Source organism: Klebsiella sp. MPUS7 (genome assembly GCF_009905335.1).
Classification (GTDB): Bacteria; Pseudomonadota; Gammaproteobacteria; order Enterobacterales; family Enterobacteriaceae; genus Klebsiella; species Klebsiella grimontii.
This window is the reverse complement of sequence record NZ_CP047604.1, coordinates 2,956,175-2,973,142: the sequence shown is the minus strand read 5'-3', so window position 1 is coordinate 2,973,142 and position 16,968 is coordinate 2,956,175. Positions and strand designations below refer to the sequence as shown.

Here is a 16,968-nt window from a genome sequence, read left to right as displayed (position 1 = left end):
TTGAGGTGCCGTGGTCAAGCGTTACTCAAACCGCCATGCCAGGTTTAGCCCGATACCGTAGTTACGGCCCGGCGCCGGTTCGTAGTAGCGGCCGTTGGATTCATTCACGATAACCGAGCCCGCGTAGCTGCGGTCGAACAGGTTATCTACCCGGCCAAACAGATCCATATCCATCTTGCCGTAGCTCCATTTATAGCCGGTCGTCAGGCCGACCACCGTCCAGGACGGCGCTTTGGCGGTGTTCTCATCGTTTGCCATAATATCGCTCATATAGCGAATATCGCTGCCCGCGTACCAGCCTTTCTCGGGCTGATAGCCGAAGGAGGCGTAGCCCATATTACGGGCGATCCCCGGAATACGATTGCCTTTACAGCTGGCATCGTCGCAGACGTTGGTACGATAGGTCGCATCCAGCCAGGTCCAGGCCGCTTTTAAACGCCAGCTCTCGCCGAACTGCTGATCCAGCCCCAGCTCCATCCCCTGACGGCGCGTTTTACCGGCGTTTTTATAGCTGGTGCGCCCGCCGCTGCTGGCGTCGACGACAATCTCATTATCGGTATCGGTCTGGAATAGCGCGGCGGTCAACAGGCCGTTGCCGATTCGCGCTTTGCTGCCAATTTCAACGGTTTCGTTGGTGGACGGCTGCAGGCCAAAGTTCAGCCCGCCCTGGTCGCCGGAGCGGTAGGAAAGCTCATTGATGGTCGGCGTTTCGAAACCGCGGCCGGCGGAGACGTAGACGTTCCAGGCATCGGTTACCGCGTATTTCAGCGAGCCCGCCGGCAGCCATTTATGATAGCTGGCCTCGCCGCTGTCATCGCCGTTACCCGGCGTAACGTAATAATCGTTGGAATCAAACCACACCGAACTGTAGCGCACGCCGGCGTCGAGAGAGAGTTTCTCGGTGAGCTGCCACTGGGTTTGCAAATAGGGGTCTACGTTCCACATCAAATTGCGTTCGTTGCGGCGCAGGTCGCCCTTTTCACCGTACTGCGGCGCGCCGTTGCTCATGACAAAGTTTTCATAACCCTTACGGCGCTCGGTCATGGTTTCATAATCAAGTCCGGTGGTAAAGGTGACCGGCACCAGCAGCTCGCCGCGATGGGTCCAGCGGGTATCAATCCCCTGATAGTGGCGCGTCAGGTCGATCACGCCGCCAGCATGGGTGGGTTTGAGCTGCGGAGCGCGAGGAATCGACTGATATTGCGTGGTTTCACGCTCGCCGGCGTACATCATCACGCTCAGATCGTCCTGATCGCTCAGCTGGCGCTCGTAGCGCAAACCGGCCTGGGTCTGTTTTATGGTTTTGCGGGTATTGTACTGATCGCCTCTTGGCGACTGGCGCGGGTTATTTTGCCATTCGTCATAGCTCAGGCCGCCCGCGTCATTAGCTTTAATATCCACGCTGTTAAACAGCAGGGTCAGTTTGCTGTCGTCATTAATGCGCACGCCGAGCTTCGCGTTGGCGAGGTTCTTACGCGCGCCGCTATGGTCGCGGGAGCCGTGAGTGGTGAAGCGGTTGGTGGAAACCACATAGTCGACATCGCCCGCATGGCTGCCGTCGCCGACCGCGCCGGTCGCTTTCATACCGTAATGCCAGGTACCGAAGCTGCCGTAGTAGCTGCTGGCTTCGATAGTGGGCGGCTGGCTGCCGGTCTGGGTGGTGGCGTTAATCACCCCGCCGGAGGAGTTGCCGTACAGGGCGGAAAAAGGCCCGCGCAGTACTTCGAGCGAATCGAGGCTGCCAATATCAATATTCGAGGTTTGTCCCTGGCCATCAGGCATGGTGGCCGGAATGCCGTCGACGTAAATTCGCAGCCCACGCACGCCGTAGGTGGAGCGGGAGCCGAAGCCACGAATCGAAAGCTGCAGATCCTGCGCATAGTTCTGACGGTTTTGCACCTGTAGCCCCGGTACCGCGCCCAGCGACTCGGAAAGGTTGACCCGCGGCGCGGCCTGGCGCATCTCGTCGCCGTTAACCACGCTTACGGCGGCGGGAGTATCGAGTTCAGAAACCGCCGACGGTGCGGCGGTAACCACCATGGTCTGTTCAGCGGCGTGGGCGATTGGCGCTGAAGAAATAAGCGGCAGAAGCAGTGCGGGGAGTGCGGCGGCGCGCACGGAAAGGATTTTCATCAAAGTTACTCGCAAAACGAACCAAACGGAACATATGTATATATGTTAACTCTTTTGTAAATTTTTTGAAAAGACTTAACAGGATTTGAGTTAACAAATAGCAAGAATTGCGTGATGCCGGGTGGACAAAACGCAATTAACTCTCCACATTGCGATAAATAATGATTACTATTCGCATTACAAAGAGTAGCGCAAAGCCATGATTTTGCGCCACGGAAGCACTGTCGAGCAGGCACATATTCGTTTTATCAAAGGGAGTCGTCATGTCATTACGTCATCTGTCCGCGCCGCGTCTGCGCCGTTCACTGTTGTTAACTTCATTACTGCTGGCGGGGAGCTTCAGCGCCCACGCGGCGGAAGAAATGCTGCGTAAAGCCGTTGGCAAGGGCGCGTACGAAATGGCCTATAGCCAGCAGGAGAATGCGCTGTGGGTGGCGACTTCGCAAAGCCGTTCGCTGGATAAGGGCGGTATTGTTTACCGCCTCGATCCGACGACGCTGGAAGTGACGCAGATTATTCATAACGATCTGAAACCGTTCGGCGCAACGATCAACAACGCTACCCAGACCCTGTGGTTTGGCAATACCACCGACAGCAGCGTAACGGCAATTGATGCCAAAACCGGGAAGGTGAAAGGGCGTCTGGTGCTCGATCCCCGTCAGCGCAGCGAAACCGTGCGCCCGCTGGCCCCGCGCGAACTGGCGGTTAACGAGAAAACCAATACTGTCTACATCACCGGTCTGGGTAAAGAGAGCGTGATCTGGGTGGTGGACGGCGACAAGCTGACGCTGAAAGACACTATTGCCAATACCGGCGCGATGGCGACGGGCCTGGCGGTGGACGCGGAAGCGAACCGTATCTACACCACTAACGCCGACGGCGAACTGGTGACCATCGACAGCGCCAGCAATAAAATCCTGACGCGTAAGAAACTGCAGGATGACGGCAAAGAGCACTTCTACCTCAACCTGAGCCTCGATACCGCCGGTCACCGGGCCTTTATCACCGACGGCAAACAGCCGGAAGTGCTGGTGGTCGATATTCGCGATGGTAAAGTGCTGGAGAAAATCGCCGCGCCGGAATCCCTGGCCGTGCTGTTTAACCCGACCCGCAATGAAGCCTACGTAACTCACCGTAAAGCCGGCGAAGTGAGCGTGATCGATGGTAAGACCTACAAAGTGGTCAAGACCTTCAAAACCCCGACTCACCCGAACAGCCTGACCTTATCCGCCGATGGCAAAACGCTGTACGTCAGCGTGAAGCAGGAATCGACACGCCAGAAAGAGGCCACCCAGCCGGATGACGTTATCCGCATCGCGCTGTGATCCTGACGGGAGGGGGTAACCCCTCCTGAAAGTCTGTCTGCCGGGCGGCGGCTGACGCCTTCAGCGATATCACCCTCTGTTACAAACACTTATTAGCCTGATAAATACAATGGCTATAAACTGACGTCTTTCCTGCGCAAGCGGGACGGTGGCATTAATCCTGGAGAAAAGATGAAAAAATCATTTATGGTCGTTTGCGCCGGCGCGATGCTGGCCCTTCTGGCGGGCTGTAGCTCAAACTATGTGATGACGACGAAAAGCGGGCAGACTATCGTGACGCAGGGCAAGCCGCAGCTGGATAAAGATACCGGCATGACCAGCTATACCGATGAGTCAGGCAATAAGCGCCAGATTAACAGCAGCGACGTCGCTCAGCTGGTGGAAGATAATTAAGTTGTGCCGTTGCGGTTTGCCCGGTGGGGCAAACCGCAAAAGGAACGAGTTACGGTTTTTCAATATTCGGCGCGGTGCTGTGAATATCATGTACGCGCTTACGTACGCCAAACCAGCCGGCGACCAGCAGCACGGCGATCAGCGGAATCGAACCGATGGTATAGGTCCCATTCGGATAATCGAAAGCCATTAATACCAGCACGCTCAGCAGGAACAGCAGTGTCAGCCAGGAGGTAAAAGGCGCTCCCGGCATCTTGAAGCTGACGTCCGCCGCTTTCCCTTCCTTAATCGCCTTGCGCAGGCGCATCTGGCACACCACAATAAAGCCCCACGAAGCGATAATCCCCAGCGACGCGACGTTGAGGACAATCTCAAACACCTGTGAAGGCACCAGATAGTTGAGGAATACCCCAACGACGTAGACGCCAAGCGTCGCCAGAATCCCGGCGTAAGGCACGTGATGACGGCTCATTTTCGACATAAACTTCGGCGCGGAACCGCCCATCGACATGGAGCGCAGAATACGCCCGGTGCAGTAGAGACCAGAGTTGAGGCTGGAGAGCGCGGCGGTTAACACCACAATATTCATCACGCTGCCGATATACGGCACGCCCAGCTTCGAGAAGAAGGTGACGAACGGGCTCTGCCCGGCCTGATAGGCATTCCACGGCAGCAGCAGCACCAGCAGCAGCACCGAACCCACATAGAACAGACCGATACGCCAGATAACGCTGTTAATCGCGCGCGGCACCATGGTCTGCGGGTCTTTACATTCGCCAGCGGCGGTGCCCACCAGTTCGATAGAGGCGAAGGCGAACACCACCCCCTGAACCAGCACCAGCGCTGGCAGCAGGCCGTGCGGGAACAGGCCGCCGTTATCGGTAATCAGGTGGAAGCCGGTGGCATTGCCATCAAGCGGCTTGCCGCTGCCGAGAAAAATGGTTCCGACCACCAGAAATGCCACGATCGCCAGCACTTTCACCAGCGCGAACCAGAACTCCATCTCGGCGAACCATTTCACGCCGATCATGTTCATGGTGCCGACAATCGCCAGCGCGCCGAGGGCGAATACCCACTGCGGGACGTCGCCGAACGCGCCCCAGTAGTGCATATACAGCGCGACGGCGGTGATATCGACGATCCCGGTCATCGCCCAGTTGACAAAGTACATCCAGCCCGCCACGTAAGCCGCTTTTTCACCGAGGAACTCGCGGGCGTAGGAGACGAAGCTGCCGCTCGAAGGACGATGAAGCACCAGCTCGCCCAGCGCGCGTAGGATAAAAAACGAAAAGAGGCCGCAGACCAGATAAACCAGCGCCAGAGCCGGCCCGGCCATCTGCAGGCGCGCGCCCGCGCCGAGAAACAAGCCGGTACCGATGGCGCCGCCGATGGCAATCATCTGTACCTGACGGTTGCCCATCGCCTTGTGGTAGCCGGACTCCTGCGAATTCAGCCAGTGGCGTTTGGCAGCGTGCTGCTCCGCCACGCTAGAGTGTTTTGTATTCATTGATGTCGCTATTTTCCTGTCAATGTCCATGAGTGGTTCGTGCTGCTGGCTCTCTCATCATTCTGAGGAATGAGATAAGCGAGCATGGCGGAGAATCCTACACGTATCGGAAAATGGACGCACGTAAAAGATTTGCGGACCGCACTTGCTTAAATATCAATGAGATCGCCGCGTTCTGTGGGGGGGTAATTACCTGGAAATTTCGCTGATCGATTTTGCCCAACGTGCGCTATTATTTTCAGCCCGCGTTTTGCCCGAGAGACCACGATGAAAATCAATGTAGTAGGGACCAGCGGCGTCGGCAAATCTACCCTCGCGCGTCGGCTGGCTCAGGAACTGTCGCTGCCTTATATCGAAATGGATGTGCTCTACTGGCTGCCCGAATGGCAAGGGACGCCGGACGATGAGTTTTACGCCAAACTTGCCGCCGCGCTCGCCGCGCCCGGCTGGGTGCTGGACGGTAACTATAACCGCAGCCGCCCGCTAAAATGGCGCGACGTGGATCTGGTGGTGTGGGTGGACTACAGCTTCTGGCGCACGTTGCGCCAGGCGGTCTGGCGCGCGGCTTCACGCGCCAGCCGACGCCAGGAACTGTGGCCTGGCACCGGTAACTGTGAAACCTTCCGCCGCTCCTTCTTTAGCCGGGACTCCATTATTCTCTGGACGCTAAAAACCTGGCGCAATAATCGCCGCCGCTATCTGGCGGATATGCAGGATCCGCAGTATCGACATATTCGCTTTGTGCGCTTACGCAACCAGCAGCAGACCGAGGCGCTGGTGCGCGAGCTTCGGCAGAATAGCCGATAATCCCCCGGCTCGCGCTGCGCTTAGCCGGGCTACCGGGTCGAAGACTGCCGGGAACCCGTAGCCCGGGTAAGGCGTTTACGCCGCAACCCGGGGAATGTGTTGCGCTTAGCCGGACTACAAACTACAGGCTCGCAGACTGCTGAGGATGCGTAGCCCGGACAGATGCGCAGCATCGCCTCCGGGGCAGTTACCTCACCGCATATCTAATTTCCGGCAGAGCAAATGTAAATAAATTGTTTCTCACTGACCGCGGCCGCTTCTAATAATGCAGACATGTTAATTCACATGAGCCTGCGAAATGTCTTATCGAATCAGTATCCTGGATAAAAGCCCGCTGGCGGCCGGAGAAACGGCCGCCCAGGCGCTGGCGCGTACATTAACGCTGGCGCAACAGGCGGAAGCCTGGGGCTATCACCGTTTCTGGATAGCCGAACACCACAATACCGAGCAGCTTGCCAGCCCGTCGCCGGAACTGGCGATCGCCTGGATCCTCGGCCAGACCCGCCGGATTCGCGTCGGTTCCGGCGGCGTCATGCTCCAGCACTACAGCCCGTACAAAGTGGCGGAAAACTTCAATATGCTGGCCTCCCTCGCGCCGGGCCGCGTGGATCTGGGCGTGGGCAAAGCTCCCGGCGGCCTGCCGCTCTCTACCCGCGCGCTGCAGCAGGGGCTTAATCCCCAGCAAAAAGGGAGTTTTGCCGACCAGCTGGCGCAGCTCGATAACTGGCTGTCGCTGACCGAAACCGACGGGGAAGAGAGCGTCCGCGCAACCCCGATTCCGCCGCGTCGCGCAGACGGCTTTCTCCTCGGCGCCAGCCTGGAAAGCGCGCAGCTGGCGGCGCAGTTGGACTGGAACTTTGTCTTCGCCGCCCATCTCAACGGCGATAAGCATCTGCTGCGCGAGGTGCTCACCCGCTGGCGCGAACTGAGCCGTCGCGACGCGATTATTGCCGTCCAGGCCGTGGTGGCCGACGATTCTGCCACCGCAGCCGATCTGGCAAACGCCGTGGAAGTCTGGGGCGTTGAGCTGGAAAACGGCCAGCGGGTGACCGTCGGCAGCGAAGCGCAGGCGGCCGCCTTTGCCCGCCAGGCGGGTAGCAGGCCGACGCGCATCGCCCGTCGGGAATCGGCGGTGCTGTTCGGCACCCCGGAACAGGTGAAAGCGCAGCTGGATGCTCTGCAGTCGGCGTGGAACATCGACGAATTTATTATCGACACGCCCATCAGCGACGGCGCGGCGCGTCTGAATTCCCTGCGTCTGTTGGCCCAGGCGCATCTGAGCGCGGAGGTCCAACCATGAGTCTTGCCGAACAGTTAATACGCTGGCGGCGCGAACTGCACCAGTACCCGGAACTTTCGCTGCAGGAGGTTGATACCACCGCGCGTATTCGCGACTGGCTGCAGAGCGGCGGCATCAGCCTGCTGCCTTATGAACTGAAAACCGGCGCGGTGGCCGAAGTGGGCAGCGGCGATAAGGTGATAGCCCTGCGCGCCGATATCGACGCGCTACCTATCGAAGAGGCGGCCAGCGTGCCGTTTCGTTCGCTGAATGCCGGCGTGATGCACGCCTGCGGGCATGATATTCATACCAGCGTGATCCTTGGCGCGGCCTTACTGCTGAAACAACGCGAAGCGCAGCTGGCGGGACGCGTCCGCATTCTGTTCCAGCCGGCGGAAGAGAGCTTCGGCGGCGCGAAAACCCTGATTCGCGCCGGGGTACTGGAGGGGGTTTCCGCCATTTTCGGTATGCATAATGAACCGGGCCTGCCTGTAGGCGAGTTCGCCACCCGCGGCGGCGCGTTTTACGCCAACGTCGATCGCTTTGTCTTCAAAGTGACCGGTAAAGGCGCGCATGCCGCCCGGCCTCATGAAGGGAAGGACGCCATTCTGCTGGCTAGCCAGCTGGTGACCCTGCTGCAAAGCGTCGCCAGCCGCGAAGTGAACACCCTCGATTCCGTGGTGCTGAGCGTCACGCGGATTCAGGGTGGCAATACGTGGAATGTCCTGCCGGAAAGCGTCGAGCTGGAAGGTACGCTGCGCACCCATAGCAGCGAAGTCCAGCAGCGGGTGAAGGCGCGGGTGAGCGAGATTGCCGCCGGCTTCGCCAGCGCCTTCGGCGCGCAGATCGATGTCTTCTGGTACGCCGGGCCGACCGCGCTGGTCAATGATGAGCGCTGGGCGGCATTCGCCAGCGACGTGGCCGATAAGTCCGGCTACCGCACGCATCATGCGGACCTCCATCTCGGCGGCGAAGATTTTGCCGTTTATCTCCAGCATATACCCGGCGCCTTCGTCAGCATCGGCAGCGCCAGCGAATTTGGTCTTCACCATCCGGCGTTTAACCCGGATGAGCGGTTGATCGCGCCAGCGGCGCACTACTTTGCCGATCTGGCAGAGCAGGCATTAAAAGAACTTTAATTATTCAGGGTCATAGACTAAGGATTAACGATGTCTGAACAACGGCAGCTGCGTATTGGCACTATATTACATGGCGCATCGGGAAATATGTCGGCATGGCGCCATCCGGCCGCGCTGGCCGACGCCAGTATTAACTTTGAGTTCGTTAAGCAGACGGCGCTAAAAGCGGAAGAGGGCAAGCTCGATTTTATTTTTGTCGCCGACGGCTTATATATTAATGAAAAATCGATCCCGCATTTTTTAAATCGTTTTGAACCGCTGACGGTATTATCCACCCTGGCGGCGGTAACCACGCGTTTAGGCCTGGTTGGTACCCTGTCGACCTCCTACAGCGAACCCTTTACCACCGCCCGCCAGTTCGCCAGCCTCGATCATCTGAGCGGCGGGCGCGCGGGCTGGAACGTGGTCACCTCGCCGCTGGAGGGCTCGGCGAAAAACTTCTCCCGCGCCCAGCATCCCGATCATGCGCTGCGCTACCGCATTGCCGATGAATATCTGCGGGTTGTCAAAGGCCTGTGGGACTCCTGGGAGCAGGATGCGTTTATTCGGAATAAAGAGAGCGGCCAGTTCTTTGATAAAAATAAGCTGCACACGCTTAATCATCACGGCGATTTCTTTAAAGTAGCCGGTCCGCTAAATATTGCCCGCACGCCGCAGGGGCGACCGATTATCTTTCAGGCGGGCGCATCCGATGACGGCAAAAAATTAGCCGCCAGCCACGCCGACGCTATTTTTACCCATCAGGAATCGCTGGCGGAGGCGCAGGCCTTTTATCGCGACGTCAAAAGCCAGCTCGAAGCGCACGGCCGCCGGGAGAGCGAACTACACATATTCCAGGGCGTCAGCGTCATCGTTGGCGATAGCGCCGACGATGTGGAGCAGCAATACCAGACCACCGCCGCGCTGGTATCGATTGACGACGCGCTGAATTACCTCGGCCGCTATTTTGAGCATCACGATTTCGCCCAATATCCGCTGGACGAGGCGTTTCCGGATATCGGCGACCTCGGGCAGAACAGCTTTCGCAGCACCACCGACGAGATAAAACGCAACGCCCGCGAACGCGGCCTGACGCTGCGCCAGGTGGCGCTGGAGGCGGCCAGCCCGCGACCGCGTTTCTCTGGCACCGCCGAAGAGGTGGCGGATGGTTTACAGCAGTGGTTCGAACAGCGCGCGGCGGACGGTTTTATTATCCAGGGCGGCACGCCGGACACCTTCCCGCGCTTTGTGGATCAGGTCGTACCCATTCTTCAGCAGCGCGGATTATTCCGCCGGGAATATCCCGGCACCACGCTGCGCGAAAGCTTAGGGCTGGCAGAGCCCGTTAATCAATTCCAAAAACAATAATAGAGAACACCCGCTATGCAGAAAACGCAGAAAAAATCGCTACTCCTGGCGCTTGCGCTGGCCGTTAGCGCCTCATCCTGGGCGCAGAACGTCACGATCAACGGCACCGGCGTGAGCCTCGAAGCTAACAAAACGCCGATTCATACGGCGAAAAACCCGCAGGCTATCGCGCAGTTGCCCAAAGGTCTTCACCTGGCGGTGCCGGGCAAACTGACCGTCGCGGTCGCCGCGCTGAACTCGCCGCCGCTGACCGTGTTTTCTGACGATAACAAAACTCTGCTCGGCAGCGAAGTGGATATCGCCCGCCTGGTGGCCGACAGCCTTGGGCTTGAGCTGAACGTGGTACCGACATCATGGGAAGACTGGCCGCTCGGCGTCGCCTCCGGCAAATATGATGCGGCGGTCAGCAATATCACCGTAACCAAAGAGCGCAAAGAGAAGTTTGACTTCGCCACCTACCGCAAAGATTCGCTGGGTTTTTACGTCAAGAGCACCAGTCCGTTGAGCAAAATTGAAAAAGCCGAAGATATTGCCGGGCTGCGGATTATCGTCGGCTCCGGTACCAATCAGGAAGCGATCCTGCTGGCGTGGAACGCCGAGAACCTTAAGAAGGGGCTGAAGCCGTTTACCCCGGTTTATACCAAAGATGACGCCGCCCAAACCCTGGCGCTGCAGTCCGGGCGCGCCGACGCCTTCTTCGGCCCCAACGTGATCGGCGCGTGGAAAGCGGCGCTGACCGGCAAAACCAAGCTGGTGGGCAGCGTTGACGGCGGCTGGCCGAAGGCGGCGCATATCGCCGTGACGGTGAAAAAAGGCAGCGGTCTGGTTGAACCGGTACAGACGGCGCTGAACGGCGCTATCCGCAGCGGCGATTACGCGAAGGTACTGAACCGCTGGGGCGAAGGCGTGGAGAGCATCCCGCAATCGGAAATCAACCCGGCCGGACTCGGCGACTAACAGGAGGCATGATGAGCGATATTTTCCGCGATGTCTCTCCGGAAACCCCGGAGCTGCAGCCGATTATTGAGGGCCTGTTCGGTGAGTACGCCGCGCGCTACGGCGACTACTTCTCCCGCGATGCCGAAATCGAGCTGACTGAATGGTATCTGGCGCCGCAGGGGCTGTTTATCGTGCTGGAGCGCGAGGGCGAAATTATCGCCACCGGCGCGTACAAACCGAAAGACGCCCATACGGCGGAAATCAAACGTATCTGGACCCATCGCCGTCTGCGCCAGCAGGGGCTGGCGGCGAAAGTGGTGCAGGAGCTGGAGCGTCGGGCGCTGCTTGCCGGCTACAGCCATATCTATCTGACCACCGGTTTTCGGCAGCCGGAAGCGGTGCGGCTCTACCTGAGTCAGGGCTACGAGGCGCAGTTTGACCTCAGCCGCGATCCGGAAGAGTACAGTCTGCCGCCGTTTGATGGCCGACTGCGCTTCACCAAAGCGCTGGCGGTCAGCGCGCTAAGCCAGAGCGCTTAAGGAGCCCCTATGCATACCCCGGAAACGATTAAGGTTGTCCCCGCGCGCTATCCGCTGCGGGCGGTAGGCGCGGCGCTGGCGCTGCTGGCGCTGGCGGTGGTGATTCAATCCGTCGCCTTTAACCCGCGCTGGGAGTGGGGCGTTTTTGCCCGCTGGTTCTTTGACCCGGTGATCCTCGAGGGCCTCGGGCAGACGCTGCTGCTGACCCTGCTGGCGACGGCGCTGAGCGTTATTCTCGGCGGCCTGCTGGCGCTGGCCCGCCTCTCCAGCTCATGGCTGCTGAGCAGCCTGGCCTGGGGCTATATCTGGCTGTTCCGCTCGCTGCCGCTGATCGTGGTGCTGATTATTCTCTACAACTTCTCTTATCTCTACGACAGGTTATCGATCGGTATCCCGTTCACCGGCATTAGCTGGGCCAGCTTTGAGACCATCAACGTGCTGGGACAGTTTTCCACTGCCGTTGTCGGGCTGACCCTCGTGCAAAGCGCCTACACCGCCGAAATTATCCGCGGCGGCTTCCTTGGCGTCGATCACGGTCAGTATGAAGCGGCGGCGGCGCTGGGGCTTCCGGCCAGCCGTCGCACGCTGCGCATTATCCTGCCGCAGGCGCTGCGCACCATTTTACCGGCGGGCTTTAACGAAATTATCAGCCTCGCCAAGGGGACGGCGATGGTTTACGTGCTGGCGATGCCGGAGCTGTTTTACACCATCCAGATGATCTACAACCGCACCCAGGAAGTCATTCCGCTGCTGATGGTCGGCGCCGCCTGGTATCTGGTGATCACCAGCGTGCTGTCGCTGATTCAGTATCTGGTCGAGCGCGGCCTGGCCCGCAGCGAACGCCGCTCGGCGGTCAATACCGCCCGCAGCAGCCGTCGCGCTGAACCCGTTCGCCGCCCACAACCGCAGGAGCCTGTCCATGTCCAACTCTCGTAACGGTCATATTTCCATTACCGGCGTCAGCAAATACTTTGGCCGCCATAAAGCGCTGGATGACGTGTCGCTGGAAATCGAACCCGGCACGGTAACGGTGATCCTCGGGCCGTCCGGCTCGGGAAAATCGACGCTGCTGCGGGCGATTAACCACCTGGAGCGCGTCGATGAAGGCTTTATCCAGATCGATGGCGACTATATCGGCTATCGCCGCAAAGGCGACAAGCTGTACGAACTGAAAGAGAAAGAGATCCTCCGCCAGCGGGTCAACGTCGGCTACGTATTTCAGAACTTCAATCTGTTCCCGCATCTGACGGTGCTGGAAAACCTGATTGAGGCGCCCATCGCCCACAAACAGGCGACCCGCAAAGAGGCTATCGCGCGGGCGTATGACCTGCTGGACGTGGTCGGACTGCGCAACAAAGCCGATGCCTGGTCGCGACACCTGTCCGGCGGGCAGCAGCAGCGCATCGCCATTGCCCGGGCGCTGGCGCTGAACCCGCGGGTGATTTTGTTTGATGAACCGACCTCCGCGCTTGACCCTGAGCTGGTGGGGGAAGTGCTGGATGTGATTAAAAAGCTGGCGCGCTCCGGCACTACCCTGGTGGTGGTGACCCATGAAATCGGCTTTGCGAAAGAGGTGGCGGATCGGGTGGTGTTTATGGTCGACGGCAAAATTGTCGAGCAGGGCGGCAGCGACGCCGTGCTGAACCACCCGCAGCACCCGCGGACGCGGCAGTTCTTATCGAGGGTATTAGCGGCATGAGAAACGGACTTTTAGCCCTGACGTTATTATCTTTATCCGCGGCATCGCAGGCGGCTATCGACCTTCGCGCCAACGAGCAGCCGCTGCCGGTGACCCGCGATGAGCAGGCGATCGCGAAGATCCCGGCAAATTACGCCTTCGTCGAGCCGGGCACCTTAACGGTGGCGATTTCGGCGCTCAACTCGCCGCCGCTGGCGCTGTTGGCCAGCGATAACCGCACGCGTATCGGCAGCGACCCGGATATCGCCCGGCTGCTGGCCGGCAGCCTCGGGCTAAAGCTGAAGCTGGTGCCCACCGCCTGGGAGGACTGGCCGCTGGGGATGACTTCCGGTCGCTACGACGTGGCGCTGGTCAATATTGCGGTGACCGAGCAGCGGAAAGAGAAGTTTGATTTTGCGACCTATCGCGTCGATTCGCTGGCCTTTTCCGTGAAATCGACCAGCGATATCGCCAGCGTCAGCGGACCGGCGGATCTCGCGGGCAAAAAGGTGATCGTCGGGTCCGGGACCAATCAGGAGCGGATTTTGCTCGGCTGGAACGCCGAAAATGAAGCCGCCGGGCGTCAACCGGCGCTGCCGGTCTACCTGACCGATGACGCTTCGGGCAATCTCTATATTCAGTCCGGGCGCGCGGATGTGTTCTTTGGGCCGCAGTCGGTGGCGGCCTATAAAGCGGCGCTCAGCGGCAAAACCAAAGTCGTCGGCTTGGGGCCGAAAAAAGCATACGTTGCCACGACGACCAAAAAGGGCAACGGCCTGGTGGTGGCGCTGCAAGCGGCGCTAAATGGCGCGATTGCTCGTGGGGAATACCAGAAGGTGCTGGCGCGCTGGGGCGAACAGGGCGAAGAGGTGACGCAATCGACGGTGAATCCGCCGGGGATAACCTACTAAAAAACCGCTGTTTCGCAGGAGTGTGATGCGAAACAGCGGGGGCGAATCCTCGCCAGGGTGTTAAATCAGGCGGCGCGCGGGGTCAGCGTCAAACGATCCAGCGGCCCGACGATAAACAGATAGGAGAACAGCCCCAGTACGCCCATGGAGCCGACGTACAGGATGGCGTAATCAAACGAGTGGGTGTTGGCGATGATCACGCCGATGACCAGCGGCGTGATGATGCTCGCCAGGTTGCCGCACATGTTGAACACGCCGCCGGCAATACCGAGCATCTCCTTCGGTGAGGTGTCGCTCAGCACGCACCAGCCGAGGTTACCGAACCCTTTAGCAAAGAAGGCCACGCTCATGGCGGCGATCACCACCACTTCCGAGGTGGTGTAGTTGGCGACAACAATCACGCAGGAGAGCAGCATGCCGCAGATCACCGGCAGCTTGCGGGCGGTCGTCAGGCTGTAGCCGCGTTTCAACAGCCAGTCCGAGAATACGCCGCCCAGCAGGCCGCCGATAAATCCGGCAATGGCTGGGATACTGGCGACAAAGCCGACTTTCAGGATCGACATACCTTTGGCCTGGTAAAGATAGGTCGGAAACCAGGTCAGGAAGAACCAGGTAATGGACGTTACGCAGAACTGGCCAATATATACCCCGATCATCATACGATTGACGCAGACGCTTTTGATTTGCGCGAGGGTTAATTTCTGCTGCGTTTTTTTCGTGCCTAACTCCGGCTCGCCGCCGCCTTCACGAATATAGTCGAGCTCCTGCTGGTTAATTTTTGGATGATGAGAGGGATCTCTTACTTTTACCAGCCAGAATATCCCCAGCACCACGCCGATAGCGCCAATATAATAAAATACGTAGTGCCAGCTTAAATTATGCAGAATAATGGTCATCAGCGGCGTAATAATCCCCAAAGAGATATACTGCGCGGCCTGATAGACCGAGGTGACGAATCCGCGCTCTTTATTGGGAAACCATTGCACGCTCAGACGGCTGTTGGCGGGGAAGGCTGGGGCTTCAATCGCCCCCATCATCAGGCGCAGAATAACCAGCGCTACCAGCGGGCTGGCGAACATATAGATGGTGCCCTGGAACATGGTGACGATCGACCAGCCAATTAGCGCGCAGCCGTAGACCAGCCGCGAACCATATTTATCCAACAGCCAGCCGCCGGGTATTTGCATAATGACGTAGGAGATACCAAAAACGGAAAAGGCCAGCCCCATCGCCTCGGGATCAAAACCTAACTCTTTGCTCATAATAGGCGCGACGACGGACAGCGTTGCCCGGTCGGCATAATTAAATACGGTAGCCAGAAATAAAAACAGTAATATACCGTAACGCACGTTGCTGCGTTTTAATTGCTGTTGCATTTTAATCAACTCCTTTGCAGGGTTGTGTATTGTGGGTACAGGCAATAAGAGGTATTTCCCCGGAAGGGCTACGGGTTTTCAGTCGCCTGCGGACCGGTAGCCCGAACAAATGCGCAGCATCGCCTCCGGGAAAACGCTGTATTCTCCCGGGGGCGGCGCTTAATACGCCTTGCCGGGCGACTGGGCCTGTAGCCCGGATAAGGCGTTTACGCCGCCATCCGGGGAATTCTGTTAAGGACGTTTACCAAACTCGCAGCTTTGCTGGGTCCAGCGGCGGGCCTGTTCGCTCAGGGTGAAGCCCAGACCGTGGCGTTCGGAAACCCACATCCGCCCGTCGCGCAGCTCCAGCTGTTCGTTAAACAGCGGGTTCAGCCACTCGAAATGCTCCAGCCACGGCTCGAGCGGGTAGGCGGCGGCGAGATGCAGGTGCACCTCCATCGCAAAGTGCGGGGCCAGCTTGCGACCGTGCTTCGCCGCCAGATCCATAATTTTCAGGAACGGGGAGATCCCGCCGACGCGCGGGGCGTCCGGCTGGACAAAGTCGCTGGCATTGCCGAGGATCAGCTGCTCGTGTTCGCGGAAGCTGGTCAGCATCTCGCCGGTGGCAATCGGTGTATCCAGCGCGGCGGCGAGCTGCGCGTGGCCTTCAACGTCGTAAGCGTCAAGGGGTTCTTCAATCCAGATCAGGTTGAACGGCTCCATTTTGCGCCCCATGCGGATAGCGGTTTCGCGATCCCACTGCTGATTGGCGTCGACCATTAACGGGAAGTCATCGCCCAGCACCTCGCGCACCGCCGTCAGACGACGAATATCCTCAGCGGTATTCGGCTGACCGACTTTCAGCTTAATCCCGCCAATGCCGTTTTCGCGGGAGATAGCCACGTTTTTCAATACCTGATCCAGCGGGGTATGCAGGAAGCCGCCGGAGGTGTTGTAGCACTGGACGGAATCACGATGCGAGCCGAGTAGCTTCGCCAGCGGGAGTCCGGCGCGTTTGGCTTTCATATCCCACAGCGCAATATCGAGAGGGGAGATGGCCTGTACGGCCATGCCGCTACGACCTACGGAAGCCCCGGCCCACAGCAGTTTGGTGTAGATCTTGTCGATATCGTTCGGGTCTTCGCCGAGCAGATTATCGGCGATCTCTTTGGCGTGGGCGTAAATGCCCTGGCCGCCCGCGCGCTTGGAATAGCTAAAGCCGACGCCTTCAAAACCGTCCCGGGAGCGGATTTCGGCGATGATAATCGCCACTTCGGTCAGCGGCTTTTGTCGACCGGTCAGAACTTTTGCATCGCTGACGGGGGTCGCCAGCGGCAGAAAAGCCAGCGACAGTTTGACGTGTTCAATACGGTCACCGGTCTCAGCGGCGGTTTTGACGCCGGAAGCTTTGGCGTAGGTCACGGACTCGGAATTAGCACTCGAGGTCATAGTCAGTTCCTTTTTAGTGATAAAATGTTTGCGCTAACATTTTTAATCCTGGAATTGTCTTTACGCTACGACAGTGATTTTAATTTGTACAAACGATCACAATTAGCGGTTATAACGAGTGAAATTATGCAGCGCAGGTCACGATCCAACAAGGTTTGTGAAAAGTT

Annotated in this window: 13 protein-coding genes and 1 pseudogene; 10 read left to right on the top strand and 4 right to left on the bottom strand. The window is 58.8% G+C overall.

Annotation, left to right across the window (positions count from 1 at the left end):
* Positions 1-21 precede the first annotated feature (21 nt).
* A complete protein-coding gene (pqqU, locus tag GUC22_RS13845; protein ID WP_064410650.1) occupies positions 22-2,133 on the bottom strand; it encodes a TonB-dependent receptor PqqU in 2,112 nt (703 codons plus the stop codon).
* Positions 2,134-2,396: 263 nt separating this feature from the next.
* On the opposite strand from pqqU, the gene GUC22_RS13840 reads away from it, so the two are divergent.
* Together GUC22_RS13840 and GUC22_RS13835 are read left to right on the top strand one after the other, a co-directional pair.
* Entirely contained in the window at positions 2,397-3,458 is a 1,062-nt protein-coding gene (locus tag GUC22_RS13840) for a YncE family protein (protein WP_004120750.1), read from the top strand.
* Between the two features lie 171 nt (positions 3,459-3,629).
* A complete protein-coding gene (locus GUC22_RS13835) occupies positions 3,630-3,851 on the top strand; it encodes a YgdI/YgdR family lipoprotein (protein ID WP_004120747.1) in 222 nt (73 codons plus the stop codon).
* Positions 3,852-3,900: 49 nt separating this feature from the next.
* Here GUC22_RS13835 and ansP read toward each other — a convergent pair whose 3' ends face one another.
* A complete protein-coding gene (gene ansP / locus GUC22_RS13830) occupies positions 3,901-5,358 on the bottom strand; it encodes an L-asparagine permease (protein ID WP_024358258.1) in 1,458 nt (485 codons plus the stop codon).
* Positions 5,359-5,625: 267 nt separating this feature from the next.
* Between ansP and GUC22_RS13825 the strand changes: the two genes are divergently transcribed.
* The 8 genes and pseudogenes from GUC22_RS13825 to GUC22_RS13785 all read left to right on the top strand — a co-directional run bounded on the left by GUC22_RS13825 (position 5,626) and on the right by GUC22_RS13785 (position 13,997).
* The gene (locus GUC22_RS13825; RefSeq protein WP_116943700.1) at positions 5,626-6,165 is read left to right on the top strand and encodes an AAA family ATPase; all 540 of its coding nucleotides are present in this window, start codon (positions 5,626-5,628) and stop codon (positions 6,163-6,165) included.
* A 298-nt stretch (positions 6,166-6,463) separates the two neighbouring features.
* Positions 6,464-7,465 (top strand): LLM class flavin-dependent oxidoreductase, encoded by a 1,002-nt coding sequence (locus tag GUC22_RS13820; RefSeq protein ID WP_049131571.1) that lies wholly within the window; start codon positions 6,464-6,466, stop codon positions 7,463-7,465.
* Positions 7,462-8,583, top strand: coding sequence for an amidohydrolase (locus GUC22_RS13815; protein WP_131930041.1), 1,122 nt, complete (start codon positions 7,462-7,464; stop codon positions 8,581-8,583). Before GUC22_RS13820 ends, GUC22_RS13815 begins: the two co-directional genes overlap by 4 nt.
* A 30-nt stretch (positions 8,584-8,613) precedes the next feature.
* A pseudogene (locus GUC22_RS27285) lies at positions 8,614-10,887 on the top strand (NtaA/DmoA family FMN-dependent monooxygenase).
* A gap of 11 nt (positions 10,888-10,898) precedes the next feature.
* Complete coding sequence (locus GUC22_RS13800; protein WP_004138170.1) at positions 10,899-11,408, top strand: GNAT family N-acetyltransferase; 510 nt, start codon at positions 10,899-10,901, stop codon at positions 11,406-11,408.
* A 9-nt stretch (positions 11,409-11,417) separates the two neighbouring features.
* Entirely contained in the window at positions 11,418-12,344 is a 927-nt protein-coding gene (locus GUC22_RS13795) for an amino acid ABC transporter permease (RefSeq protein ID WP_049103128.1), read from the top strand.
* The gene (locus tag GUC22_RS13790) at positions 12,328-13,107 is read left to right on the top strand and encodes an amino acid ABC transporter ATP-binding protein (RefSeq protein ID WP_004138168.1); all 780 of its coding nucleotides are present in this window, start codon (positions 12,328-12,330) and stop codon (positions 13,105-13,107) included. Before GUC22_RS13795 ends, GUC22_RS13790 begins: the two co-directional genes overlap by 17 nt.
* Positions 13,104-13,997 carry a transporter substrate-binding domain-containing protein gene (locus GUC22_RS13785; protein WP_004138167.1) on the top strand — a complete coding sequence of 298 codons (894 nt, stop codon included), beginning with the start codon at positions 13,104-13,106 and terminating at the stop codon, positions 13,995-13,997. The genes GUC22_RS13790 and GUC22_RS13785 overlap by 4 nt, the downstream gene beginning before the upstream one ends.
* A gap of 65 nt (positions 13,998-14,062) precedes the next feature.
* Here GUC22_RS13785 and GUC22_RS13780 read toward each other — a convergent pair whose 3' ends face one another.
* Positions 14,063-15,373, bottom strand: a complete 1,311-nt coding sequence (locus tag GUC22_RS13780) for an MFS transporter (protein ID WP_004138166.1) — start codon at positions 15,371-15,373, stop codon at positions 14,063-14,065.
* A gap of 231 nt (positions 15,374-15,604) precedes the next feature.
* Positions 15,605-16,801: an L-talarate/galactarate dehydratase gene (locus GUC22_RS13775; protein ID WP_004138165.1), complete on the bottom strand. Its 1,197-nt coding sequence runs from the start codon at positions 16,799-16,801 to the stop codon at positions 15,605-15,607.
* Between the last annotated feature and the right edge of the window lie 167 nt (positions 16,802-16,968).